Source organism: Flavobacterium aestuarii (genome assembly GCF_040049115.1).
GTDB classification, from domain to species: Bacteria; Bacteroidota; Bacteroidia; order Flavobacteriales; family Flavobacteriaceae; genus Flavobacterium; species Flavobacterium aestuarii.
The window spans coordinates 66,194-92,446 of the sequence record NZ_JBDLZZ010000018.1; the positions used below are offsets into that span (position 1 = coordinate 66,194).

General features: G+C 33.5%; 28 protein-coding genes and 1 pseudogene. 19 read left to right on the forward strand and 10 right to left on the reverse strand.

The annotated features are described in order from the left end of the window. The first annotated feature begins 118 nt into the window (after nucleotides 1-118). The 10 genes from ABEG11_RS16390 (at nucleotide 119) to ABEG11_RS16435 (ending at nucleotide 10,717) form a co-directional block, all read left to right on the forward strand. Complete coding sequence (locus ABEG11_RS16390; RefSeq protein WP_348825261.1) at nucleotides 119-1,705, forward strand: capsule assembly Wzi family protein; 1,587 nt, start codon at nucleotides 119-121, stop codon at nucleotides 1,703-1,705. An 87-nt stretch (nucleotides 1,706-1,792) separates the two neighbouring features. Next, a complete protein-coding gene (locus tag ABEG11_RS16395; protein WP_348825262.1) occupies nucleotides 1,793-2,770 on the forward strand; it encodes a glycosyltransferase family 2 protein in 978 nt (325 codons plus the stop codon). 84 nt (nucleotides 2,771-2,854) lie between these two features. Beyond that, nucleotides 2,855-3,973 carry a UDP-galactopyranose mutase gene (glf, locus tag ABEG11_RS16400; protein ID WP_348825263.1) on the forward strand — a complete coding sequence of 373 codons (1,119 nt, stop codon included), beginning with the start codon at nucleotides 2,855-2,857 and terminating at the stop codon, nucleotides 3,971-3,973. Further along, nucleotides 3,960-4,952, forward strand: a complete 993-nt coding sequence (locus ABEG11_RS16405) for a hypothetical protein (protein WP_348825264.1) — start codon at nucleotides 3,960-3,962, stop codon at nucleotides 4,950-4,952. The genes glf and ABEG11_RS16405 overlap by 14 nt, the downstream gene beginning before the upstream one ends. A gap of 114 nt (nucleotides 4,953-5,066) precedes the next feature. Then, nucleotides 5,067-6,053: a glycosyltransferase family 92 protein gene (locus ABEG11_RS16410; protein WP_348825265.1), complete on the forward strand. Its 987-nt coding sequence runs from the start codon at nucleotides 5,067-5,069 to the stop codon at nucleotides 6,051-6,053. Between the two features lie 140 nt (nucleotides 6,054-6,193). Further along, nucleotides 6,194-6,760 carry an L-threonylcarbamoyladenylate synthase gene (locus tag ABEG11_RS16415; protein WP_348825266.1) on the forward strand — a complete coding sequence of 189 codons (567 nt, stop codon included), beginning with the start codon at nucleotides 6,194-6,196 and terminating at the stop codon, nucleotides 6,758-6,760. A 65-nt stretch (nucleotides 6,761-6,825) separates the two neighbouring features. Next, on the forward strand, nucleotides 6,826-8,247 hold the full coding sequence (locus ABEG11_RS16420; protein WP_348825267.1) for a CCA tRNA nucleotidyltransferase: 1,422 nt from the start codon (nucleotides 6,826-6,828) through the stop codon (nucleotides 8,245-8,247). A gap of 100 nt (nucleotides 8,248-8,347) precedes the next feature. Beyond that, nucleotides 8,348-8,707, forward strand: a complete 360-nt coding sequence (locus ABEG11_RS16425; protein ID WP_348825268.1) for a four helix bundle protein — start codon at nucleotides 8,348-8,350, stop codon at nucleotides 8,705-8,707. A gap of 35 nt (nucleotides 8,708-8,742) precedes the next feature. Next, nucleotides 8,743-9,762 (forward strand): COX15/CtaA family protein, encoded by a 1,020-nt coding sequence (locus ABEG11_RS16430; RefSeq protein WP_348825269.1) that lies wholly within the window; start codon nucleotides 8,743-8,745, stop codon nucleotides 9,760-9,762. 181 nt (nucleotides 9,763-9,943) lie between these two features. Beyond that, complete coding sequence (locus ABEG11_RS16435) at nucleotides 9,944-10,717, forward strand: CDP-alcohol phosphatidyltransferase family protein (RefSeq protein WP_348825270.1); 774 nt, start codon at nucleotides 9,944-9,946, stop codon at nucleotides 10,715-10,717. A gap of 93 nt (nucleotides 10,718-10,810) precedes the next feature. Here ABEG11_RS16435 and ABEG11_RS16440 read toward each other — a convergent pair whose 3' ends face one another. The 9 genes from ABEG11_RS16440 to ABEG11_RS16480 all read right to left on the reverse strand — a co-directional run bounded on the left by ABEG11_RS16440 (nucleotide 10,811) and on the right by ABEG11_RS16480 (nucleotide 17,944). Further along, a complete protein-coding gene (locus ABEG11_RS16440) occupies nucleotides 10,811-11,581 on the reverse strand; it encodes a LytR/AlgR family response regulator transcription factor (protein WP_348825271.1) in 771 nt (256 codons plus the stop codon). A gap of 63 nt (nucleotides 11,582-11,644) precedes the next feature. Then, nucleotides 11,645-12,001 (reverse strand): 2TM domain-containing protein, encoded by a 357-nt coding sequence (locus tag ABEG11_RS16445; RefSeq protein ID WP_348825272.1) that lies wholly within the window; start codon nucleotides 11,999-12,001, stop codon nucleotides 11,645-11,647. A 15-nt stretch (nucleotides 12,002-12,016) separates the two neighbouring features. Beyond that, complete coding sequence (locus ABEG11_RS16450; protein ID WP_348825273.1) at nucleotides 12,017-12,370, reverse strand: 2TM domain-containing protein; 354 nt, start codon at nucleotides 12,368-12,370, stop codon at nucleotides 12,017-12,019. A 15-nt stretch (nucleotides 12,371-12,385) separates the two neighbouring features. Beyond that, nucleotides 12,386-12,691 (reverse strand): 2TM domain-containing protein, encoded by a 306-nt coding sequence (locus ABEG11_RS16455; protein WP_348825274.1) that lies wholly within the window; start codon nucleotides 12,689-12,691, stop codon nucleotides 12,386-12,388. Between the two features lie 2 nt (nucleotides 12,692-12,693). After that, nucleotides 12,694-12,996, reverse strand: coding sequence for a 2TM domain-containing protein (locus ABEG11_RS16460; RefSeq protein ID WP_348825275.1), 303 nt, complete (start codon nucleotides 12,994-12,996; stop codon nucleotides 12,694-12,696). A gap of 1 nt (nucleotide 12,997) precedes the next feature. After that, complete coding sequence (locus ABEG11_RS16465; RefSeq protein ID WP_348825276.1) at nucleotides 12,998-14,356, reverse strand: 2TM domain-containing protein; 1,359 nt, start codon at nucleotides 14,354-14,356, stop codon at nucleotides 12,998-13,000. Between the two features lie 69 nt (nucleotides 14,357-14,425). Next, nucleotides 14,426-14,848 carry a VOC family protein gene (locus tag ABEG11_RS16470; RefSeq protein WP_348825277.1) on the reverse strand — a complete coding sequence of 141 codons (423 nt, stop codon included), beginning with the start codon at nucleotides 14,846-14,848 and terminating at the stop codon, nucleotides 14,426-14,428. A gap of 26 nt (nucleotides 14,849-14,874) precedes the next feature. Continuing rightward, nucleotides 14,875-15,498, reverse strand: a complete 624-nt coding sequence (locus tag ABEG11_RS16475; RefSeq protein ID WP_348825278.1) for a hypothetical protein — start codon at nucleotides 15,496-15,498, stop codon at nucleotides 14,875-14,877. A gap of 286 nt (nucleotides 15,499-15,784) precedes the next feature. After that, nucleotides 15,785-17,944 (reverse strand): TonB-dependent receptor, encoded by a 2,160-nt coding sequence (locus ABEG11_RS16480; protein ID WP_348825279.1) that lies wholly within the window; start codon nucleotides 17,942-17,944, stop codon nucleotides 15,785-15,787. A 138-nt stretch (nucleotides 17,945-18,082) separates the two neighbouring features. Here ABEG11_RS16480 and ABEG11_RS16485 point away from each other — a divergent pair, with 138 nt between their 5' ends. From ABEG11_RS16485 to ABEG11_RS19135, 9 genes are all read left to right on the forward strand, one after another. Next, on the forward strand, nucleotides 18,083-18,541 hold the full coding sequence (locus ABEG11_RS16485; protein WP_348825280.1) for a DinB family protein: 459 nt from the start codon (nucleotides 18,083-18,085) through the stop codon (nucleotides 18,539-18,541). Between the two features lie 47 nt (nucleotides 18,542-18,588). Next, nucleotides 18,589-19,047 carry a YciI family protein gene (locus ABEG11_RS16490; protein ID WP_348825281.1) on the forward strand — a complete coding sequence of 153 codons (459 nt, stop codon included), beginning with the start codon at nucleotides 18,589-18,591 and terminating at the stop codon, nucleotides 19,045-19,047. 198 nt (nucleotides 19,048-19,245) lie between these two features. Continuing rightward, nucleotides 19,246-19,635, forward strand: coding sequence for an SMU1112c/YaeR family gloxylase I-like metalloprotein (gene gloA2, locus ABEG11_RS16495; protein WP_348825282.1), 390 nt, complete (start codon nucleotides 19,246-19,248; stop codon nucleotides 19,633-19,635). 159 nt (nucleotides 19,636-19,794) lie between these two features. Further along, complete coding sequence (locus tag ABEG11_RS16500; protein WP_348825283.1) at nucleotides 19,795-21,075, forward strand: chloride channel protein; 1,281 nt, start codon at nucleotides 19,795-19,797, stop codon at nucleotides 21,073-21,075. Between the two features lie 3 nt (nucleotides 21,076-21,078). Next, nucleotides 21,079-21,675, forward strand: coding sequence for an HPP family protein (locus ABEG11_RS16505; protein WP_348825284.1), 597 nt, complete (start codon nucleotides 21,079-21,081; stop codon nucleotides 21,673-21,675). 158 nt (nucleotides 21,676-21,833) lie between these two features. Beyond that, a complete protein-coding gene (locus tag ABEG11_RS16510) occupies nucleotides 21,834-23,477 on the forward strand; it encodes a S41 family peptidase (RefSeq protein WP_348825285.1) in 1,644 nt (547 codons plus the stop codon). A gap of 97 nt (nucleotides 23,478-23,574) precedes the next feature. Then, nucleotides 23,575-24,120: an IS1096 element passenger TnpR family protein gene (locus tag ABEG11_RS16515; RefSeq protein WP_348825286.1), complete on the forward strand. Its 546-nt coding sequence runs from the start codon at nucleotides 23,575-23,577 to the stop codon at nucleotides 24,118-24,120. Between the two features lie 89 nt (nucleotides 24,121-24,209). Beyond that, nucleotides 24,210-25,268 carry a nucleoid-associated protein gene (locus ABEG11_RS16520; protein ID WP_348825287.1) on the forward strand — a complete coding sequence of 353 codons (1,059 nt, stop codon included), beginning with the start codon at nucleotides 24,210-24,212 and terminating at the stop codon, nucleotides 25,266-25,268. 227 nt (nucleotides 25,269-25,495) lie between these two features. Further along, nucleotides 25,496-25,720, forward strand: a complete 225-nt coding sequence (locus ABEG11_RS19135) for a DUF1660 family phage protein (RefSeq protein WP_492764713.1) — start codon at nucleotides 25,496-25,498, stop codon at nucleotides 25,718-25,720. Nucleotides 25,721-25,734: 14 nt separating this feature from the next. Here the strand turns inward: ABEG11_RS19135 and ABEG11_RS16525 are convergent. Beyond that, nucleotides 25,735-26,175, reverse strand: a pseudogene (locus tag ABEG11_RS16525) (hypothetical protein); the annotation flags it as partial. Between the last annotated feature and the right edge of the window lie 78 nt (nucleotides 26,176-26,253).

The window sequence follows — 26,253 nt, forward strand, 5'->3', positions numbered from 1 at the left end:
TCCAGTTATATCAAAATATAACTAACAAAACCTACAATAATAAAGTATCTTTGCGTTTTTTATAATAAATCATTTTTAAAATGTTTTATAAGAAATCATGCATATTAACAATAAATTTATGAAAATATATTTCTCATTATTGGTCACAATCCTGACGTTTTTATCTTTAAAAGCACAAAATATAACTGTAGGATCTATCGACATGATAGAACAAAGAAGCAGAAATGAACAATTATTAGGCAATGCAAATCCACTTGTGTCTTATACTCTGCGCCCATTGGCTTTAAATCTAGTAGACACAACTCAAACAAAAACCAATGAAAAACTAAATATAAAAATACTTCCAATAACACTGACTCAACAATATAATACTTTCGCACCTTATGGCTGGAATGACGGTGCTATGATTCCTGCCAAAGGGTATCAATCGCTTCTCAGTGCCGGCGTTTTTGCCGAATATGGAATCTTAAGCATTCAGCTGAAACCAGAAAATGTTTATGCTTCCAATCCCGAATATGATATTTTTCCAACAACGGAAACTGATCGTGCTCGAGAATTCAATATCTTAAATTTAAATCATACAGACTTGCCGTTGCTTTTTGGAAATAAATCTTATAGTAAATTAAATTGGGGACAAAGTAATATCAAACTTAATATCAATAAATTTTCCATTGGCTTATCTACGGAAAACTTGTGGTGGGGTCCTGGAACCAGAAATTCTCTGTTAATGAGTAATAATGCTGCTGGCTTCATTCATTTCACCTTAAATACCAGACAACCTGTAGAAACTTTTATAGGGAGTTTTGAAGGACAAATTATATCTGGCAAATTAGAAGGCTCTGGTTTAACAAGTCCAAAATCACAATTTATAATTGATGGGGAAGATTATGAAATTCCTAAAAGCAATGATTGGCGCTATATCAATGGGTTATCCATAAATTATAATCCTAAATGGATTCCCGGTTTATTTTTAGGATTGAACCGAACCATTCAGGTCTATCATGATGATTTAGGGCATGGGTTCTCTGACTATATGCCTATTTTTGCACCTTTCCAGAAAAAAAAGCTGAATGGCGAAGATGCCAAAAACAGGGATCAATTGGCTTCCCTTTTTTTTAGATGGGTAATGAAGGAATCTAAATTTGAGTTTTATGGAGAAACCGGCTGGAATGATCATTCCCAAGATATTACTGATTTATTTCATTCGCCTGAACATTCTAAGGCCTATCTATTTGGTTTTAATAAGCTTTTTGTACTAAACAAGACCAAAAATAATTATTTGAAAGCAAGTTTTGAAACCACACATTTAGAACAAAGTGCTGATCGAATTGTAAGATCTGGCGGTTCATGGTATCGACATTATACAATTTTACATGGCTATACCAATAAAGGAGAGGTTCTTGGAGCAGGTATTGGCTCTGGAAGTAACTTGCAGACTATCGATTTTAGCCTATGGCAAAAAGACAAAGTATGGGGGATTCAAATAGAACGATATGCACATAACATGGACTTCTTTTATGATGCATATAAAGACTACAATAACAAATGGGTTGATTTGATGTTTAATGCATACGCATATCAAAAATTTGGAAAACTTGATGTTCAGGCCAAATTAAACACCGCCGTAACCAATAATTACCAATATCAATACGAGGACAGAAATATAAATATGCAGTTTCAGCTTAGTTTACAATATCACTTATAAACTCTTACCAAATACTTTTGATAGTATTTAATTTTTCCATTTGACATTATAATTTAAAATAATTCACAAAATATAACACTACACAATATGAAAACATCTGTTGCGATGTGTACCCATAACGGTGAAAAATTCATTAAATACCAGATCGAAAGTATCTTACAGCAATCATTGCCAATTGATGAAATAGTTATTTGTGACGATGGATCCAATGATAAAACAATTGAAATTATACAGCAGTTTCAAGTAGACTATCCTAATAAAATCTTTTTGCACCAAAACCCAATAAATTTAGGAAGCAATAAAAATTTTGAAAAAGCCATTTCTATCTGTAAGGGTGATTATATTTTTTTAAGTGATCAGGATGATATTTGGAAAAAGAATAAAGCCGAGAAAATAATTCAGTTTTTTTCAGAAAATGAAACAGCAGAAGCAGTATTTTCAAACGCCGAATTAATTAATGACAATAATAAAAAATTTACAGATAATAATCTTTGGAATTCTATAGGTTTTATAGAAAATAAATTACCAAAACCCATTGATTTATACCATCATATCAAATTTAAATCCAATACGGTTACTGGAGCAACGCTGTGTATAAAAAAGGAAATCAAATCTTTAATATTACCTATTCCAGATATTCACAAATTTCATCATGATGAGTGGATAGCCATTATTACTGCATCAAGAAAAAAATTAGAATATCTGACCGACGAATTAATATCCTATAGAATACACGAAGAACAACAGATTGGTGCTAAAGGAAATCTAAATAAAAACAGATTAAAAAATCATCTAACCACTGCCCAGCATATTTTTAATCATACTGCTCCCGAAAAATATCTGGATTATGCACGATTGACTAGAATATATTATCGTAATTATTTAAAATTTAAAAAGGTGTATAACAGCATAAAAGATAATTCATCTGTTGATTTTAAAGAAATAGCGGAATCTAATTTAGATTTATTCAAAAAAAGTAATAAATCTCTAAAAAAATCCAATCCAGTATTTTATTTTTTTAGAACTTTAACCGATAAAATAAGAGGAAAAAGGCAATTAAATTAATCTGTCAATATGAAGGAAGATTTGATAAATCAAATCAGAGTATGATTATCTTTTTTATCTGACAACAAAACCATAAATAACAAAATGTTAGAATTAAATAAAAAATATGACATCCTAATTGTCGGATCTGGCCTATTTGGTGCTGTTTTTGCACATGAAGCTACTAAGTCGGGCAAAAAATGCCTGGTCATTGATAAACGTAAACATCAAGGAGGAAACGTATATTGCGAAGAAATTGAAGGCATAAATGTTCATAAATACGGTGCTCATATTTTTCATACTAATGATAAAAAAATATGGGATTACGTCAATCAATTTACACCTTTTAACAATTATATCAATTCACCAATTGCTATTTCAAAAGGAAAATTATATAATCTCCCTTTTAATATGAATACTTTTTATCAAATTTGGGGATGTATTACACCTGATGAAGCCAAAGAAAAGATTGATGCACAAATTAAACTATATGGAGCAAAAGACCCAAAAAACTTAGAAGAGCAGGCAATTTCACTGGTAGGAAAAGATATATACGAAACTTTAATAAAAGAATATACTGAAAAACAATGGGGAAGAAAAGCATCAGAACTCCCCGCATTTATTATAAAAAGGCTTCCTGTTCGATTTACCTATGACAACAATTATTTCAATGATAAATATCAGGGCATTCCTATAGGCGGTTATAATAAAATTATTGATGGATTATTAAAAGATACTGATATTCTTTTAAACACAGACTTTTTTGAAAACCGCCCTTATTTTGAATCTTTAGCAGCGGATATTGTCTATACCGGTAAAATCGATGAATATTTTAATTATGAATTTGGTCAGCTTGAATACCGTTCCTTACGGTTTGAAAACGAAATCATAGACAAGGAAAACTTTCAGGGAAATGCAGTGGTAAACTATAATGATACAAAAGTTCCTTTTACAAGAATAATTGAGCACAAACATTTTGAATTTGGAAAACAAAAAAAGACTGTTATAACTAAAGAATATCCAGACAACTGGACTTCAGAAAAAGAAGCTTTTTACCCCATAAATAATGCAGAAAATCAAAACAAGTACGAAAACTATAAAAAGAAAGCCGATAAAACAAAAGTGATTTTTGGCGGAAGATTAACAGAATACAAGTATTATGATATGCATCAAATAATAGCTTCTGCATTAACAAGTTTTAAAAAATATAATGAAAATAGATAAAAACAATAGTATTATTTACATCGCATGTCCAGCAAACCTTGCAACAGGAGGTCCCTTTTTATTACATCAGTTAGCTCAAAAATTAATCCAGATGGGGTATAATGCCAAAATGTTTTATACGTATGAAACTATAGGCAAAAAACCTGTACATGAATTTTATGAGAATATGAAAATTCCGTATTCATCAGAAATCGAAAATAATTCCGAGAATCTTTTTATTATGCCAGAAATTCATACAAATTTAATATTTAAATATGATACTATTAAAAAAGTAATCTGGTGGCTGAGTGTTGACAGTTTTTTTACATCTGAAAATAAAAAGCCAAGTTTTTCAATCAAAAGATTTTTAGGATTAAAAGAAAAACGTTATTACTATAAATTTCAAAAGAATCCACTACATTTTCATTGGGTTCAAAGCTTGTATGCGGAGCACTTTTTAAAATCCAAAGGAGTAATTAACATAAAATATCTATCAGACTACCTGAATGATATTTTTATTGATGAAGTAAAAAACATTCAATTCGACTCAACAAACAAAGAAGATATTATTGCATATAACCCAAAAAAGGGTTACGAAATAACAAAAAAATTAATTGAAAAAACTCCTCATCTAAAATGGGCAGCTATAGAAAATATGACACCCTCAGAAGTAAAAGAACTTCTGTTGAAATCTAAAATCTATATCGATTTTGGCCATCACCCAGGAAAAGACAGAATACCAAGAGAAGCCGCTATATGTGGATGTATCGTAATTACAAATAAAGAAGGAAGCGCTAAGTTTTTTGAAGATGTTTCAATACCAGAGCAATATAAAATTGACTATTCTCCCAAAAAAGAAAAAGAAATTATAACTTTATTAGAAACAAGTCTTTCCGATTTTGATAATAAATTAAAGGATTTTGAATTTTATAAAAACAAAATTATTAACGAAGAATTAAAGTTTGACAATGATTTGAAAGAAATCTTAAAAGATTTTTAATCAGCTAATTTCATTACCTTTCAATTTCTTTTTTAAAAAGATACAAATTCTAATAAAATTACGATTTGTATCTTTTTGCATTTTACTAGACAAAAATCACAAAGAATAATTATTATGAAGGATAATCAAAATTATTATGTAAAAGGAGATTTTATAAAACGGGGACACCTCAAACAAACACTTTTGAAGAATGATATAATTAACAGCATACAGTATTTTTTCATATCACTTTTCATCCCTCTTTTAATTTTTGCAAATAGATTATTTAACAGAAATACAAAAAATTACAAACATACCATAAGTCTTTGTGGCATATTTAAAGATGAAGCCAGATTTCTTGATGAATGGATTCAGTTTCATATCGTTATTGGTATTGACCATTTCTATCTGTACAATAACAATTCGAATGACAATTATCTTGAAATCCTGAAACCTTATATTGAAAAAGGAATTGTTGATTTGATTGACTGGCCATTTAATCATTCCCAAATGGATGCCTATCAGGACTGCTATAATAAACATCGGAATGATACAAACTGGCTGACATTTATTGATATTGACGAATTTATTTGTCCTATTGCAACTAATGACATAAAATCATGGTTAGCGTCTTATAAAAATTATCCCGGAGTAGCAGTTTATTGGAAGCAATTTGGATCAAGCGGTAAATTGTATCATGATAATGACAAGTTCGTAATTGAACAGTATACACAATGCTGGCCTAAACCTAGTACCTACTCAAAAATGTTTTGCAACATGGATTTTCCAATTGCAAAATTTAAGAACCCACATATTTTTAACTCAAAAATATATGGAATAAAAGTGCCTCCTGTTAACCAATATAAAAAAATCATAACATTAGGAATACATCGCAGTTCTATTTTCGGCAATTCGGCAATTCAAATAAATCATTATTGGGGAAAAGCATACGATTCTTTTGTTGAAAATAAAATCAACAAAAGCGATGTGTATCATGAAAATAATATTGAAATGGGACAAAAACGCAAAAATCTGCTAAAATCCCATGAGGCAATGTGTACGGATCGGGATTATACAATCCAGCGTTTTTTATTATTGACAAAATTAAAAAATGAAGTGTAACAGTATTTCGACATCAAGATTAATAGTATTAGGTTCAAAAAAAGCTTTCAGATCAAATCCCTAAAAAACCCTCATTTTACCTAAAACAACCATTTTAATAACTTCAAATAAATATCTTTGCAACTTATTAAAAACAAAAAATGGATATCAATAAAGAAGTACACAACGCATTTGAAGTCATAAAAGAAGGCGGAATCATACTCTACCCTACCGATACTGTTTGGGGAATTGGCTGTGACGCAACTAACCCTGAAGCGATTGCTAAAATATACAAACTCAAACAACGCGCTGAAACGCAAAGCATGATCTGCCTTATGAATGGCGAAAAAATGATCTATAATGTTTTCAAGGAAATTCCGGAAGTTGCTTGGCAGATTATCGATTTATCCGAAAAACCAACTACATTAATACTTGATCAGCCGAGAAACGTGGCACCAAATATTATTGCCCCTGATAATACACTGGGAATGCGCATTGTTAAAGAACCTTTTTGCTACAAACTGATGGAACGCATGAAGAAACCATTAGTTTCCACTTCGGCTAATATTTCAGGTCAGCCAACCCCAAAAAGTTTCAAAGAAATTAGCCCTGAAATTATAAATGGCGTGGACTATGTTGTAAATTTGCACCACGATAAAATCACCGAAAAAGCATCTACAATCATTAAACTGACTAATGATTCACAGGTAAAAGTGATTCGCAAATAGTTTGCAGTATTCAGTTTTCAGTTTTCAGTTAAACAACTTTAAACTTTAAACTCTAAACAAAAATAATGAATTACAAAAAAGCACTTAATAATAATATATTCGAAGTCATTTCACAGGCTTCCCAAGAACTTAACGTAGAAAGTTATGTCATTGGAGGATTTGTACGTGACTTACTTTTAAAGAGGGATTTCAAAAAAGATATTGATGTAGTCGCCGTTGGAAGCGGAATCGAACTAGCTTTAAAAGTATCCGAATTACTACCTAAAAAACCTAAAGTTCAAATTTTCAAAACGTATGGAACCGCAATGCTGCGTTTTGAAGATACCGAAATTGAATTCGTAGGCGCACGAAAAGAATCCTATAATCTAGACAGCCGAAATCCTATTGTAGAAAACGGAACGCTGGAAGACGACCAAAACAGACGCGATTTTACCATAAATGCTTTGGCTTTATCCTTAAATCCAAATACTTTCGGAGATCTTTCCGATCCTTTCGGTGGTATTGCCGATTTGGAAAACAAAATCATAAAAACCCCACTAGACCCTGATATCACTTTTTCAGATGACCCTTTGCGGATGCTTAGAGGAATACGATTTGCCACTCAATTGGGATTCGAAATAGAACAAAATTCATTGGACTCGATTACCAAAAATGCCGAGCGAATCAAAATAATCTCCGGTGAACGAATCGTTGAGGAATTGAATAAAATTCTTTCAACAGACAAACCTTCGGTTGGTTTTTTACTATTGTATAAAACCGGACTTTTGGACATTATCCTTCCCGAATTAACTGCTTTGAACCAAGTTGAAGAAATAGAAGGTCACACTCACAAAAACAACTTTTACCATACCCTTGAGGTAGTCGACAATATTTGCCCAAATACTGACGATGTTTGGCTGCGCTGGTCAGCTTTGCTTCACGATATCGGGAAAGCGCCTACCAAACGTTTCAACAAAAAACAAGGCTGGACATTTCACGGACATGAATTCCTTGGCGGAAAAATGGCAAAAAAGATATTCGAACGCCTACACATGCCATTGAATCACAAAATGAAATTTGTTCAAAAAATGGTTATAATGAGTTCCCGTCCAATCGTTTTGGCGCAGGATATAGTAACTGACTCGGCCGTACGCCGTTTGGTTTTTGATGCCGGTGAAGACGTAGAAAATTTAATGACTCTCTGCGAAGCGGATATCACAACCAAAAACCCGAATAAATTCAAAAAATACCATAAAAATTTTGAAATCGTCCGTCAAAAAATCGTGGAAGTCGAAGAACGAGACCATGTACGCAACTTCCAACCGCCTATTTCGGGGGAGGAAATCATGGAGATTTTCAACTTAAAACCTTCTCGTGAAATCGGACAGCTTAAAGATGCCGTGAAAGAAGCTATTTTGGAAGGAGAAATCCCCAATGATTATGAATCTGCTTATGCTTTTGTATTGAAAAAAGGAGAAAAAATGGGATTAAAGAAAGTTGCAAAGTAGCTAAGTTGCAGAGTTACAAAGTAAGAGGGCTTTCAAAAAAAAGTCTTTGCTTTCTGTCTCAAAATATTAAATTTAAATCTTTTTAACCAAAAAAAGAAGTATGAAAACATTTAGAGATTTATTAATTTGGCAAAAAGCAATGGCTTTAGTAACAAATTGTTATTCTGCATCTTCAAACTTCCCAAAAGATGAACTATTTGGTTTAACTTCTCAAATTAGAAGATGTTCCATTTCAATTCCAAGTAATATCGCTGAAGGATTTGGAAGAGGAACAAATAAAGATTACCATCAATTTTTAACAATTGCACTTGGTTCGTTGTTTGAATTTCAAACTCAAATTGAGATTGCCTTTAACTTGAAATATATTCCTGAATCTGATTTTAACATACTTTACGAAGACAGTAGAGAATTGGAACGAATGTTAAGTTCCTTTATGAACAAAGTTAAATCAACTTTGTAACTCTGCAACTTAGCTACTTTGAAACTTAATATAAAATGAAAAATAACAAATCCGTAATTATCTGGCTCCTTTCTGGATGCTTTTTAGTGTTTGTAATGGTTGTCGTGGGTGGTATCACCCGATTAACAAATTCCGGTTTATCCATGACCGACTGGCATTTGGTTACCGATACACTCCCTCCCCTTACTGAAGCCAAATGGCAGGAAGCTTTCGACCGATACAAACAGTTTCCCGAGTACCAAAAAATCAACATCCACAACGATTTTACCCTATCCGACTATAAGTTCATCTATTTCTGGGAGTGGTTCCACCGTTTCATCGGAAGAATAATCGGCCTTGTATTTATCGTTCCTTTCTTTTATTTTCTGTGGAAGAAAAAAATTGACAGAGCCACTTTAAACAAATGTTTTGTGCTTCTTGGAATGGGAGCTTTACAGGGATTTTTCGGCTGGTTCATGGTAAAAAGCGGTTTGGTTGATAATCCAGACGTGAGTCATTTCCGTCTTTCACTGCACCTTACCTTTGCTTTTGTGACATTCGCATATACCCTTTGGGTCGCATTGGATTTAATCTATCAAGACAAAAAAGATGCCATCATTCCACTCCGAAAAATAGCACGATACGCTTTGGCCTTTTTGCTTCTGCAAATTATCTACGGAGGTTTTGTTGCTGGATTAAATGCCGGCTTAATCCACAATCACTGGCCCTTAATGAGCGATGGACAGCTCATTCACGACAGTGTATTTATCGAACAAAAAACACTGCTTCTTAATCTTACCGAAGGAAAGAGCGGTGTTCAATTAGTTCACAGAACATTGGCCTATGTTGTAGTCGGGCTCATTTTATTTCTTCATTTCAAAAGCAAAAAATACAATATTGACACACAACAACAAAAAGGGCTAAATGCATTGGTCATCATAGTCTTTTTACAATTTGCGTTAGGTGTTTTCACACTCTTGTATAGTGTACCGCTTTGGCTGGGGCTTACACATCAAGTTGTCGCTTTCTTTTTATTAACCGCGATGACTTATACCTTACACCGATTGAGCAAATAAGTTTTTATACCCATTAAGGGCTAATTAAAAAAGCTTCTGGAATAGCCATCCCATCAATGAGAAAATTATTCCAAAAGCTTTTTTGTTATTTTTAAATCATCATTTAGTAAACAAATAGTTAAAATAGCTTTATTTTTGTAGTCCGACTATATTGTCACATCTTATTGTTTCAACGCTACAAATGCCAAAACTTGCCGCTCAAAACCAATTTCTTGATTTATCCGATTATGGTAGACCGTTTGCAAGATATTTTGCAAATCAATTAAAAAGCACTCGTTTTACCCCCATTCACGTAACCCTTCTTTTTGGTGTTTCGGGTCTTGTTGCAGTTTATTGTATAGTACAAAATCATAACTTTTTAGCCTCGTTTTTCATCATTCTGAAATCAATAATTGATGCCGTCGACGGAGAACTTGCTCGCGCAAAAAAAAAGCCCTCTTATACTGGCAGATACCTGGACAGCCTATTCGATATTGTCCTGAATTTTCTTCTTTTAATGGCTATCTGTTACGTATCCCAAACTGCATTATGGACTACAATTTTAGCCTTTATTGGAATCCAGCTGCAAGGCACTTTGTACAATTATTATTATGTAATTTTAAGGCACAAATTAGAAGGGGGAGATACAACCAGTAAAATTTTTGAAGATAAATCACCTCGGGCATTGGCGGGGGAAAGCCAAAAAACGGTAGATATCTTGTTCGCAGTATACACGGTTGCTTATGGTATTTTTGACAAAATTGTCCACACACTGGATAGAGATGCATATAAGGTAAAAGCATTTCCAAATTGGTTCATGACTTTACTTTCAATCTACGGATTGGGTTTTCAATTGTTAATAATTGCAGTGATGCTGTCCATGCATTGGATAGAATACATAATTCCCTTTTTTATCATTTATACTCTGCTGATTTTGGTATTAATAGCCGTTAGAAAAACATTAATTCGAGTTTAAAAACTATCATAATAAAAATCTATAGTAGTTGTTTAAATTGCAGTAATTCAGTTTTTTAACTAAAAACACCTAAACAATAAATACATGTAATTTTCAGCCTATCCAGTTTTTGAAATCTGAAACCTTTTCCCTGCTGACAATTACCTCATCGTCTTTATAACTAGGCAAAATTATTTTCAATCTCGAGTTACTGTACACCACTATTTCCTTTATTGACTTGAGCGAAATTATAAACTTCCGGCTGATTCTATAAAATTCTGACGTATCAATTTCCTGCTCCAAAACTTCCAATGTGGAGTCTAGTAAATAATTTCTGTTATCAAAAGTATGAATATATGTGCCTTTGTTTTCGCTAAAAAAACATTCAATCTCATCGGTAGAAATCACTTTGAGATGCTGCCCTATTTTTACGGTAAATCTTTTTTTAAATGTTTTTTCAAAAGGGTTTGAAAACATTTTTCTGATTTGTTCAAAATCCAATTGCATCGATTTATTTCCTACAAAACCTGTTGAGCCAAATCGGTCTTTAAATTTCAAAACAGCCATTTCTAATTCATCCTCATCAATGGGTTTCAACAGGTAATCAATGCTGTTTAATTTGAATGCTTTTAATGCATATTCATCATAAGCAGTTGTAAAAATTACAGCACTTTTTATGTTTACTTTTTCGAAGATTTCAAACGATAATCCATCTGATAGTTGTATATCCAGAAATATCAGATCCGGATGCTCATTTCTAGAAAACCATTCAATAGACTCTTCAACAGAATGCAGCATTGTCTCAACCGAAATATCTAATTTTTCAAGTTTTCTTTGTAACAGTCTCGCTGCAGGTTTTTCGTCTTCAATGATTAATGTGGTCATTTTTTGAGGTTAAAAATTAGAGATTAAATATAACTTGTTGAAGGATTCAGCAAACACCAGAACTCATTCCCATTTATTGGCTTTAGCTTTTTCTTTATCCAAATATTTCTGAATTTTCTTTTGCTCCCAATTGCTATTGAAAAACAAATCGGGTCCAAAAACTGATATTCCATGAATCATTAATCCAATTCCCCAAAACAGAGCTGTTGAAAAAGTCTGCCAATTCCAGAATCCTGAGTCACCAATAAAATCCCTGTTATAACTGGATATGATAATAATCACGTTTACAATCATATAAACTATTAAATGAGAATAAAATGCTTTTATCCTTTTTACTTTTTTGTATGCTATATTATAGTTTTCATCTGCACTATATTCTTTTGTATCTTCATCGAACATGCGTCTTGTAAATCGTCCCATTTTATATTGAATTAATTATTGCCACTTGTTTTTATTTTCTTTTTCCAGAAACTGTTTTATTTTTTGCTGTTCCCAATGTTTACTGAATATAAGATTACGCCCAAAGACCGAAAACCAATGAAACAACAACCCAATTCCCCAAAAAAAAGGTCGATAAAAAATCCAAAATTCATAAAAATCTGCAGTTCCAAAAGCTGGCCAGTTTAAACTGAAAAGAGTCAAAACAATATTAACCAGGACATAAACAAAAAGATGTGTATAAAATCCTTTTATTGCCTGTACTCTTTTGTATGCTATATTGTAGTTTTCATCTTCATTATACTTTTTATCTTCTCCGAACCCGAACATGTTTTTTGTAAAATGATCCATTTTATATTGAATTAATTATTGCCACTTGTTTTTATTCTCTTTTTCCTTTTCCATCAACTCTTTAATTTTTCGTTCTTCCCAATCTTTTCCTAGTGTCGGGAATACATCAAAAACTTTCAATCCATGAAAAAGAACTCCCAATCCCCACCACATCATTGGCCAATAGAACCATAAGCTGTTTGGCGATGTCAACAGATTTATAATGATCAAAATTATATTTACAATGATAAAAGCCGTAAGATTTCCGTAAAAACCTTTAATATTCTCGACTTTCTTTTTGGCCATGTTGTATTTATCCTCTTCGTTATATTTAATTTCCATGATTACTCCCATTTTTGTATGTTATTTTCTTTTTTCAGAATCTCTTTTATTTTTTGATCCTCCCATTTTTTATTAAAAAGAGGAGCACACTCAAAAGCTTTCAATCCATGTAAAACAATTGGAATTCCCCAGCCAAGTATACACCACCAGAAATACAAAAACTCAGGTGAAGTCATAAGATTTACAACTATTACAATTGGATTGCAAAGAAGATACACCGTTAAGTGCTGGTAAAACTTCTTTATTTCTTCAACTTTTTTATGAGCCCGATAATAACGTTCTGCTTCCTTATAATTTGTTTCCATATTATTTCCAGGATTGTTTATTGCTGTCTTTTTCCATGTATTCTTTTATTTTTCGCTCTTCCCAATCACTACTGTAGCCAAAAACTTTGAAAGCATGCATTATAATCCCAAACCCCCAGCCTATAGCCGAAAACCAGAACCACTGAAAACCAGGTGAATATTTTAAATTTATAAAAACCAAAAAAGGAATCACACAGCAATAAGAAATTATATTTCCATAAAATCCTTTTAATTCTTCCACTCTTTTTTTAGCTCTGAAATACGCTCTATTTTCATCGCTATATTCTGCATTTGTTTCCATAACTGAAATCTGTTTAGTTAAAATTGGAATTTTTACGGTAAAATTTTGTTCATTTTGTTCGATTACCACTTTTCTGTTGGTTACAATTCCGTATCGATTTACAATGTTCTGCAAACCCACTCCCTGCCTATCCTGCAGCACCTCTTTTTTCTGTAAATCATTTTGGATAGCTAAATAATCTCCATCAACAAAGATTCGGATGTGCAATGGTTTCTGTTCGCTTACTACATTGTGCTTTACTGTATTTTCGAGCAGAAGCTGCAGTGACAATGGAACGACTTTGGCATCAGGAATACTGTCTGCTGCTGGCAATTCGTAGAACAGACTGTTTTCAAAACGCATTTTCAGCAGATTCATATAAGTTTTTGCAAATGACAATTCATCTTCGACAGAAACCAGTTCTTTATCTTTCTGCTCCAGCACATAGCGATAGATTTTAGACAATGAAGTCGTAAAACGCTGTGCATTATCTGGATTTTCCTCAATCAAAGAACTAAGCACATTTAAGCTGTTAAAAAGGAAGTGCGGATCAATCTGATTTTTTAAGCTCTCGAATTGTGCATTTGCCGTTCCGGCTATAATCTTCTGCTGTGTTATTTCAAATTTGGATGCCAGTTTCCATTTTACCATAAAGCTTCGGGCCTGCATAAAAGTAGAAACTCCTAATGATAAAATGATGTAGAAAAGATGTATCCAAATCATTCTTTCGCTAAAAAACTTATCTAATGGCAAATCCTGCATGATCACAAAAATGATATAGTTTATCCCAAGAACAGCCGGAACAGTATATAAAACCGTAACCAGAATCCCATAATACACCCGCAAGTTAGTCTGCTCGAGCCAGTCCCATTTTCTATCCAGAAGAATATTCAGATAGCCATTGCCAAAACCAAGCCCAAAAGAATAAAGACAGCTTAATAAGAACGTTAATAATACATTTTTCACATTTAGATCAGCTCCTAAAAATGCAGAGAATATTATGGTGAAGACCATAGAAATCTTAAAACACATAATTGTCCCGTTTTTTAAACTTCCAAATGTATTTACATGGTCTTTCATTCAGTTTGTCTTTTTTCTGTTATTGTGATATTTAAAACCTTTTTGGTTCCATAATTCCATCTCCGCTTATTAACTTGCTTCAAAGCTGATCTTCCAGTTAATCCCAAATTTATCATGAACAATTCCATAATACGATCCCCAGAATGTCTCTTTCATGGCTAATTTGATTCTGCCTCCTTTAGCAAGTTTTTGAAACAGTTTTTCGGCAAGTTCTTTTTCATCGGTATTAATTGATAAAGAAAAAGTGTTATTCGAGACAGCTTCATGATATAATTGGGTATTATCTGCTCCCATCAATATTGTTTCCTTGCTGATTGGAAGTGAAACATGCATAATTTTATCGCCCTGTTCCCGAAAAATGTGCTTATCTGATTGCTGCACATCTTTATATCTTCCTATATACTTAAATTCGGCTTCAAAAACAGACTTGTAAAATTCAAAAGCTTCTTCGCAGTTGCCATTAAAATACAGGTAAGGATTTATTGTTATCATAAATTATGCGTACTTAAAATCAGTTTTTATTGTTTGCAGTTTTTCTGAGCTTCCAAAGCTCTTTCTATTCCCCATTTTGGAGAGAAAACTGTTTCGGGTTTAAAAGTACCAAAAAGTTCGACAGCTTTATCAACCTGAGCACATAAAGGTTTAGTATCAACGCCTGTCCATTTTGCACCTCCCAGCTGATAATCTGCTTCACCAAAAACGGCTCTCGGATTATTAGGATCTATAGCCTTGGCTTTTGCGTAAGCTTCCATTACCTTAGCCGAATATTTCTGTCCGTTGGTCATTGGGTCAGCTACTACATAAGCCGTGTAAATCAAAGCCTGCATTACATACAGCTCAGCATTATTCTGGTCTTTTATCATTTCAGCATCTAATGCATCCTGTGCTTTTGTCAGCATCAAATCGAGTTTTGTTTTGTCTTTTTCGGTAAAAGCCGAAGTCGTATTTATCAAGGCTACATAATAATTTGGCAGATAACTGTTTTTTTCAGCAGCTGCAATTCTTTCAAACATTGCCGAAGCTTCTGTGTTTTTGCCTTCTCCCCAAAGCGCAAAGGCTTTGCCCATTCCTTGTTCAAACTGTGTTTGCGCAGACAATAAACTGCAGATAAAAAAAGCGATTGTAGTGATAATTTTTGTCATAATTTCTAGTTTTTTTTTTAATTAGTTATTAAATTTTGAGATACTAATCTCTAAGATTTTTGATGATTGAAACGATTATTAATTTATAGTCCAAATGTATTTCAGTTATAACGTTTTTAAAATTTTAAAGTACCCAATTGTAGATTTTTGAGGATGAATTGCGGTAGAGACGTTGCAGTGCAACGTCTAACACAAAGAATATTTTTAATTATTTTGCGTCAAATATTGCGGAGGCGTTGCGGTCACTTTGCCGAGACGTTGCACTGCAACGTCTCCACGGATAAAATCATAAATTCTTCAGCTGATTATCATTTTTATTCTGGCTGATGGTCCAGAAAAAACCAACAAAGAAAAATCTATCGGCGGTTGGTGTTACAGCTTGTCGGTTATAAACTCCATTGGCATCTGGAACCCTTGCGTAATCATATCCGTAAATATTTTTGGCTCCTAAAACATTCGAAACTGAGAAGTAAAGAATCTTTTGCGTTGTCAGCAAATAAGCCCAGTTAAAACTCAAGCTGTTGTATGATTTTGTTTTTCCGTTCATGAATTTTGTCTCATTTGGATTATTGTATGGCCTTGCGGTGCTGAAGCTGTTTGTGAATCCGATTTGTGATTTCCAGTCGGTTATAAAATATTTAGTTACCACAGACAGACTATGATCGGCAATAAAATTGGGTGTGGCCATAGTTGGAAAGTTTTTATAATCTCTTTCAGAATCAATGTACGAATACGAAATCCAGTATTCTAAATTTTTATATAAATTACTGTCTCTCCAGAACAAATCCAGTCCTTTTGCATAACCAGAACCGTTATTACTGAAAAATGAATTGTACTGAATATCCCTTGTATCATATTGAACTAAATTGCTGTAATCTTTATAATATGCCTCGGCTCTAAAAGTCTGGCCAGGTTTTGTAAACTGATAATTCAAAATATAATGTCTTGCTTTCTCGCTTTCAAACTGATGATATTTTGAATACTTGATATAATCAGCAACTGGCGTTTGGCTAAAATCTCCATAAGCGAATGAAAACTGGCTGGTTTTAGAAACTTTATAGGCAACCGAAGCTCTCGGGGCAAGGTTCGTTTCATTTAGCAGGCTATTGTTAGAAAGCCGAAGTCCTACTTTTAATGCCAGGCTTTTAGAAAACAAAACATCGCCTTCGGTATAAAAAGCCGCTATGTTTGAGTCATATCCATTCGAAACTTTAATGGTGGCATTATTATCAAAATCCTCATTAAATTTTGTAATAAAATAATCTGCTCCAAAAGACAAATTAAAATAATTGGAAAAATGTTTTCTTAGCTTGAGCTTTAGCTGCGCAGCGTTTTCATCACTATCAACATCGCTGTTATCATATTTAACTTTATTGCTGTTGTAACCATAGCTTATTCCGGATGTTAAATTCCAGCCAGTCCCAATAGTTCCTGTGTAAGAAGAATTTAGATAAAAGTTATTATTATTCAAATCTGTACGGATTTTGTGATCGAAGTTTATGTTTTCCTGATTCAGATCGAATTTAGATGAATCGAACGCAGCATACAATTTGAAGATACCACTGTTAAAATGATAGCGGTAAACGGTTTCACCAGATAATGACTGATAAGGATTGTTCCAGTCTACATTCTGCGGAATCACTGCCTGATAAGGCGCTAAATTCATGTAATATGTATTAACGCTAAACGAGCTTTTTTTCCATTTTTGCGTATTGCCAACTCCTAAGCCAACCGTCATCAAGGCAATTTCGGTTTTGTTTTGATCGGGTTCATCCTGGGTATTTAAAAGCAGTACACTTGATAGAGCTTCGCCATATTCGGCTGAATATCCTCCAGTAGAGAAAGCAATACCGCTAAACAGAAAAGGAGAAAAACGGCCACGTGTAGGAACATTATTAGTAGTTGCCCCATACGGCTGTGCTACTCTGATTCCATCTACAAAAGTCTGCGTTTCGCTTGCTTCTCCCCCACGGACAAACAAACGTCCATCTTCGCCCACAGTCTGTGTTCCAGGCAGGGTTTGCAAAGCGGCAACAATATTTCCTGCAGAACCAGCTGTTGTTACAATATCTAATGGCTTAAGTACCGAAACTCTGGCTTTACTTCCTGCCTCCAATGACCCTGCGGTTATAACTACGGCATCAAGGGCGTTTACGTTTTCTCGTAGTTTTATAGTCTGATTTTTAAAATTAGTAACATCAATCTCTTGTTTATAATTATCATAAATCAAAAAGCTCACAATCAAAAACTGATTTCCTGCTGCTGTTGTTTCAAAAGAAAATTCTCCTGTTTCTGTACTTGTTGCTCCGTCATATGTTCCGTCAATGTAGATATTCGCTCCTGCAACGGGCTTCCCCTTTTCGTTGGTAACTTTGCCCGAAATAGTATTTTGCGAAAACACCGCGATACTAAATAAAAATGATGCTGTTAAAAAAATGGTTTTCATAATATTGATTTTGATGAGGCAAATGTACTTGGGCAGTTTCTGTTAAAAAATATTTAAAAACCTAATTGTAGAAATTCAAGGATGAATTGTCAATCACTTTATTTGTATCTTAGCTTTTGAACCTAAAATCTTTTTGTCATGTCAGAAAGCAGAAGAATTTCAAATTTATATCAGTCCATATACAATGGCAATCCGTGGCTTGAGGTCACTTTGGCAAATACCTTAAAAGATATAAGTGCAGAAGAGGCTTACAGGAAAATCAATCCCGATTTAAATACGATTTGGGAAATTGTCAATCATCTTATTCAATGGAGAAGAAATATCCTGAGCCGGGTACAAGGTGAAACGGTTATAACGCCCGACCATAATTATTTTGTTCCCGTTATAGATCCATCAGAAGCTGCCTGGGCACAATCACTTCAAACCCTTGCAAAATCGCAGGAATCATGGAATGCTTTTTTTGAAGATTTTGATGACTTGGATCTGGCAAAAGTATATCCAGCCAATAATCACACTTTTTACGAGCATATACACGGAATCATTCAGCATGATGTGTATCATTTGGGGCAGATTGTCATTTTGAAAAAAATGCTTTAACCATTGCAAAAACAGCATGGCAGTATTTATACCTAAAAATATAGTTTATGAAAAACAGTATCCTTTCAGCCGCTTTTTTATTGGTAAGCATCATTGGATTTTCGCAGAAAACCGAATCAAAGTATGATGAAAACCTCGCCAAGTCCCTAAATGCCGATGAGCGTGGCATGAAGAAATATGTATTTTGTCTTTTAAAAACCGGCAGTAACACAACCGCCACAAAGGAAGAAAGCCAGAAATTATTTGAAGGCCACATGGCAAACATTGGTAAATTAGCCAAAGAGGGAAAACTGTCCGTAGCAGGACCTTTTATGAAAAATGACAGGGATTATAGAGGTATTTATATTTTGAATGTAGAAACAGTCGAAGAAGCAAAAGCACTTGTTGCTACCGATCCCGCCATACAATCCAACTTACTTGAAGCCGAATTGACTCCTTGGTACGGCACTGCAGCATTGCAGGAAACACTGAAGATTCATGAAAAAATAACCAAAAAACAGTTGTAGTTTTTTTTCAAAATACAAAAAAACCTTTCCGAATACCATAAAATTCTTCCGAAGCAGGCAGTCGCTTGTCCGAAGAGTATTGACCGTAATCCGAAATTCGTTTGACGGTAATATCTTCTCATCGGATTCCCTATTTTACTGGGCGGAGGATAAAAAGGACTCTTGTACCTGCCCAAACAAAATAAATTTCTTTCTGCAATGATAAACATAAACAAAATACATCACATCGCTATTCTTTGTTCTGATTACGAAAAGTCAAAGCATTTTTATACTCAAATATTAGGACTTACTATTGTACAGGAAATCTATCGTGAAGAACGGGAATCGTATAAACTAGATTTAGCACTCAACGGCAAATATATCATCGAATTATTTTCTTTTCCAAATCCGCCACAACGTCCCTCTAGACCAGAAGCTGCAGGATTAAGACACTTGGCTTTTGAAGTCATTAATCTGGAGGAAACTATTGCTTACTTGAATACCAAAAATGTAGATTCAGAACCTATTCGTGTAGATGAGTTAACGCAAAAACGCTTTACTTTTATCGCTGATCCAGATTTACTGCCTATCGAATTTTACGAGCAATAAATCTTGTTTTGACAATTTTAACATTCAATATTAAATCTAAAACAACTTTTTCGAACGTTTCAATAGTGAAAAAAATTGTAAATTTTACTGCGAAAACGCAGGTTTGCTTTTATTTTTCATAATTTTGCAAAAAATACAGCTTTTACAAAATTACCTCTGATGAACAAAACGGCGAAAATCAAAAAAAATCATCAATTTATTGTCCTTCGGAAATTAATAATAGTTTCTACTTTAATCGGATTTCTTTCTGCCTTTTTAGGGATTTTACTAAAAAAAGCAACTGAACATTATGAAGAAATTTTCCTTCGAGAAGCACATCTAAATCCAATATATCTTTTAATCTTTCCAATTTTCGGATTATCTGTTATTTATATTTTGAGGCAGTATCTTTTTAAGAAGAAAGAAAACAAAGGCATCAAGGAAGTTTTTGAAAGTACTGAATCAAGTTCAAAAAATTTGCCGTCATACAAAATTCCGTCTCATTTTATAAACGGATTATTAACTGTTATTTTTGGAGGTTCAACCGGAATCGAAATTTCAACAGTAGTTGCTACAGCTACAATTGGATCGGTAGCGCAGCAAAAAGAAAATATTTTCCGCAAATACAAAACCGAATTAATCTGTGCTGGAGTTGCTGCCGGAATCACAGCTTTATTCAGCAGTCCCATTGCCGGAATTTTATTTGCCATCGAAGTAATTTCAAGAAAAATTACCAGAGCGTATGTTGTTTCAAATCTTATTGCAGTTTCTATCGCCTTTGCATTGCTTTCGATATTAAAAGAAGAGCCATTATTTGCAGTTGCAATTACGACTTGGCATATCAAAGCGATTCCGTATTTTATTCTTTTAGGAATTTTGGCAGGAATGAATTCGGTTTATCTTACCCGTTGTGTTTTATTTTTTAAATCACAATTTGGAAAAATTGATACTCATTATTACAAAATCATATTAGGTTCTGTTATATTGAGTATTTCATTATTTATATTTCCGCAATTATATGGTGAAGGCTATCATTCTATAAAAATGATTTTTGGCAATTCAGGCCAGGTTCCATTAAACATAACTTTGACGTTAACATTCTTCGGAATACTAATCCTGAAACCAGTCGTGACTTCAATTACGTTGGCTTCTGGCGGTGATGGCGGTGTTTTTGCACCTAGTCTCTTTATTGGTGCTTTTTTAGGATTATTGGTTTCATCAATCCTAAACACCTATTTCGATACACAGGTAATTCCTTTAAATTTTATGATTATCGGAATGGCTGCCGTATTGAGTGCCAGCATCCACGCACCTTTTACCGCTATATTTTTAGTTTGCGGACTAGTCAACGACTATACTTTGTTTTTGCCAATTTTAGTGGTCAGCTTGATTTCAAAATATACAGCAAAAATGATTTATCCCTTTACAGTTTACTCATATTCTACAAGCTTAATAAAATAAAGAATGCCGATTCAAAAAATAAAGCGAGGCTATCGCAAAACCAAATATATCCTTTATAAAGAAACTCTAATCGATTATAAGGAACATTTCTGGTCGTTTATTGGTTCATTTGTTGGTATCGGAATTCTGGCTTACATCCAGTCCATCCATTTTAAAGGAAACGATGCCGTTTATTTAATTGGATCATTTGGAGCATCGAGCGTACTTATTTACGGAATTATTCAGAGCCCTTTTTCGCAGCCAAGGAACTTAGTTGGAGGACACATAATTTCAGCTATAATAGGAGTTACCGTTCATAAATTTGCCCCGGATATTATCTGGATTGCAGCGCCTCTGGCAGTTTCACTAGCCATCATTTTGATGCAGATTACCAAAACCCTCCATCCGCCCGGAGGAGCAACTGCATTGATAGCAATTATTGGTTCAGATAAAATAAAAGCTTTGGGATATATGTATGTCCTGTCTCCAGTATTTATTGGTGTTTTGATATTGCTTATCACGGCTTTGGTTTTTAACAACATGACCCCAAACAGGTATTACCCAACCCATAAAAAGTATCACAAACTAAGAAAGAGGATTGCAAAAGCTATAAAAAATTGATTGGCTAAACTGCCAAGTCCACGAAACAGAACTGCCCAAAGGTTTTACTGATTACATAGTAAAATCTTTGGGCAGTTTTCTTAGAAATATAGTTTGCATTTGACGATTATAATCCTATTTTTGATAAAAGTAATCTCACTTTTTTTAAAAACCTCCAAATGAAAAAAAACTGCCTGCTATTTCTATTAATTTTTGCACAGACTGCATTTTGTCACACCAAAATAACTGAAATCCAAAAACTTGCCACAACCTGCAAAGTCTGGGGATTCCTTAAGTATTATCATCCAAATGTCGCCGATGGCAGTAAAAGCTGGGACGAACAGCTTTTTACAATTTTACCCGAAGTTGAGAAAGCCCAAACTAAAGAGGAATTTTCACTGGTTCTCGAAAACTGGATTGTTTCCTTAGGAGAAATAAAAACGATCGCACCAATCATGCCTCCAAAAGACATCGAATATTTTGATAAAAACTTTGATTTAAGCTGGTTCAATAATAAATTATTTTCTAAAAAGCTTTCCGAGAAATTAAAGTTTATTGAGAATAATAGATTTCAAGGACAGCAATATTATGTTGAAGGCTATGCCGCGGAAAATGTTAAACCAATAAACGAAAAATTTTCAGGCCTGAACTTCAATGAAAAAAAAAACAGGATTCTAGCATTGTTTATGTATTGGAATCTAATAGAGTATTTTTATCCTTATAAATATATTATGGATCAGAAATGGGATATTACTTTAGAGAAAATGATTCCTCTCTTTATTGATGCCAAAAATGAAGATGATTTTTACACAGCAATGGGGAAAGTGACAGTTAAACTCAATGACTCACATGTTTTTTATTTTTATCCAAACAAAATCACAAACCATTTTCCTGCCAATTGCAAAATCATAGATGAAAAAATTGTTGTTACAGAAATTTTAGCAGACAGCCTGGCAGAAGCTCAAAATATAAAAATAGGAACTGTTATTACAAAAGTAAATGATAAAACAGTAAAAGAAATTATAGCCGAAAATAGAGATTTAATTCCCGCCTCAAACAAAGCTTTTTATTTAAACAATTTACCTGCATCCGTATTATCAGGACGTTCAGAAACGGTAAAACTTGAATTTTTACAAGATGGAAAATATTTAACAAAAACTATAAACCTGTATGATTATCATGATTCTCATAGAAATGAATATAAAAAAGGAGCTAAAGTCAAAAAAGAAAAATTTAAACTTTTAGACAATAATATTGGTTATGTAAATATGGGAGTTTTACAAGTAAAAAATGTTCCTGACATGATTGAAACTTTACAATCGACCAAAGCCATAATTTTTGATATGCGAAATTATCCGCAAGGGACTATGGAAGTAATTTCAAGCTTCTTAAACGCAAAAGAAAAAGAATTTGTAATCTATACTATTCCGGATTATACTTATCCTGGAAGATTCAAATGGAGTGAGCCATACACAACAGGAAGTGAGAACAATACTAATTACAAAGGCAAAGTTATTGTATTGCTTAATGAAGAATCTATAAGCCAATCAGAGTGGATAGCTATGAGTTTCCAAACAGCTGGCAATACGACAATTATCGGCAGCCAAACCGCTGGCGCCGATGGAAATGCAAGTGATTTTCAATTGATAGAAAAATTTTACACTCAATTTACAGGAATTGGTGTTTATTACCCAGACAGGCGCGAAACACAAAGAATCGGCATTATCCCAGACATTGAAATCAAACCAACTATAAAAGGAATTCAGGAAGGAAGAGACGAGGTTCTAGATAGGGCTTTGCAATTTATTGAAACTGGAAAGTAAATTACCATAAGCAAAAATCTTTTCAACAAATCCCAATTCAGAAATCTGAAATCTAAAATTAAACTTTACATTTGCTCTTTCAATAAAAACAACGATTATGGTTTATAAATTCAGAGTCATTCTAGATGCCGAGGAAGACATTTTTAGAGACATAGCAATACTTGCAGAGGATACTTTAGAAGATTTACACAATGCTATTTTCAATTCATTTGGTTTTGACGGAATGGAAGTGGCTTCTTTCTATACCTGCGACGAAACCTGGAATCAGGAAGATGAAATTTCGCTTTTTGACACAGGAGATGTTCAGGGAGAGCAAAAAATCATGAGTGATTATCAATTGTCAGACATATTAGACAAGGAAAACACCAAGATTATATATGTTTATGATTTTATCAATATGTGGACTTTTCTGGTTGAACTAGCTGCTATTGAAGAGGAACATGTGGGAGCGACCTATCCGGAAACTTTATTTTCACATGGCGAAATGCCTGCCGAAGCTCTAGAAAAAAACTTCGAAGCCGATGACAACATGCATAATGATATCTACGGTGAATTTGAAGATGACTTAGACGAAGACGACCTCGACATGTTCGAAGGAGACGACAGCTTTGAAGATTACGGGTTTGAGGAGAATTGGAACTAAAATAGCGAAAATAAGAATCAAGAGCCAAGAGTAAAGACTTTAAATACAATCTTTGTTCTTGGCTCTTTCATCTATAAAACTAAAAAAATATGATAAACTTATACAACACACACATAGAAACCCTATCCATACACCGTGTGGGTAACATGAGCAGGAACGAACCTCTTTTTTTATCGGAAGAGCCATTTAAACTGAATGACGAAATTGTGCCTTTGATGAAGGAGTTTTTCTTTAAATCATTCAAGGAAAAAGAAGAGAACTATTTCCAGTTTGCGCACGAAGTTGATTTGGATTACAACGATATGTTCAAGTATGCCACCGAAATCTTTAGTAATCCAGGTTCTCTCCATGAAGTTTCCAAAAAGATAACCAAACATCTTTTTGAGCAGTCCAATCATCCGCATATCAAAAACGGAGAAGTATATGTGACGTATCTGACCAACTTAAGTATCGACAATAATGCGGTTGATGCTATCGGTATTTTCAAAAGTGAAATCCAGTCTGATTTTTTGCAGTTTGAGGAAAAAGGAACGCAATTGGAAATGATTTTACAGCATGGTGTGAGCCTTAACAAACTGGACAAAGGCTGTCTGATTTTTAATTACAAAAAAGAAGAAGGCTACAAAATTCTGTCTGTGGACAGTAACCGCTATGACGCGAGATACTGGTTAGAACATTTCTTATCTGTAGATGCTTTTGAAGATGAAAATTTCATCACCAAAAAATACTTAAAATTTTGTCAGAACTTTGCCAAAGATGTTGTTTTCCCAGCCGAAGACAAAAAAGAAGAAGTAATGTTCATGAACCGTTCTGTAAATTATTTTGCTAAGAACGATCAATTTGAAGAGTCTAATTTCCTTAATGAAGTAATTGACAATCCGGATTTGATTCCCGAATTCAAAAATTACAAAATGGATAAAGGAGAGAAATACAGCATCGAAGATGTAACTTCATTCCCTATTGCCAATGCCGCTGTAAGTGATGCAAGGAAATCTATAAAAAATGTAATCAATCTGGATACCAACATTCAGATCAAGATGGATTTTATCAATCCAGAAAGTGCAGAGAAATTTGTTGAAAAAGGCTGGGACGAAGAAAAACAGATGTACTATTATCTGGTTTATTTCAACAAAGAACAAAAGTCTTAAAAACAATAAAATGATAAGTTTTACAATCCTCAACAGCTTAGGCAGTTGGGGATTATTTTTTTTATAACAATAAATTATTCAGCAACAGCAAAAACAACAAATTTGTAAGATTTAAACTTCTTTAATGCAAAAAAAGTGTATTTCATCGATTTTATTTGAAAAAACATAAATTTTAATATATGTTTGTTAAAATTTATATCCCCCACATTATGAGCTTATTAGAATTTATGTCAAAATTTGTTGACAAAAAAACCGCATGTTCCATTTTTGGACATAAAATAGTGACTGTCAGAAACGTAACAAACCACTTTAAAGAATACAAATGCACCGTTTGCCAAGTAGAATTAACAAACGATCTGCAGGATAAAAAAACATTTTTAACGCCACAGTTAAAAGAAATAAATGAGACTTTGTCTAGTCATTTTCACAGAAAAAATCTTTCATCTCTTTAATTTTTCAGTAACAGCTAAAATCCTGGCTTGAATAAATTGACATTATTGAAGTTCCTGGTAACAAACTCAAATGCGGCACTTAACACATTGCCCATAGATTTGGCATTTTTAAAATTGACATCGTTTGTATAACGGTACAATTCCTGCTTTAGCTGACTAAGGTTTTCTTCGTTAGAAATAAAATCGTTGCCCATAATTTTCATCAGAATCTTAATCCTGTTTTCGGCCGTATTGATTCTTTTGGCAAGAGCAGACCGCTCTTCATTTTTATATTGCTCTATAGATCTGTCCTGAAGCTTTTCCTTAACATTTTTAATCATAGGATAATTTTCCTTGAAAAACTGCGGACGATACACTTTAAAATTACCTTCAAAACACTGCTGGTCAAAATCAATTGGCCTGATTTTAAAAACCACCTGATCAAAATCGTGAATCGGGATTACTACATAATTATACGGGATCAAGAACAAAACCTGGGGAGGAATGTCAAAATAAAATCAGAAATTTGTAGTCTAAGAATTATATATGACTCC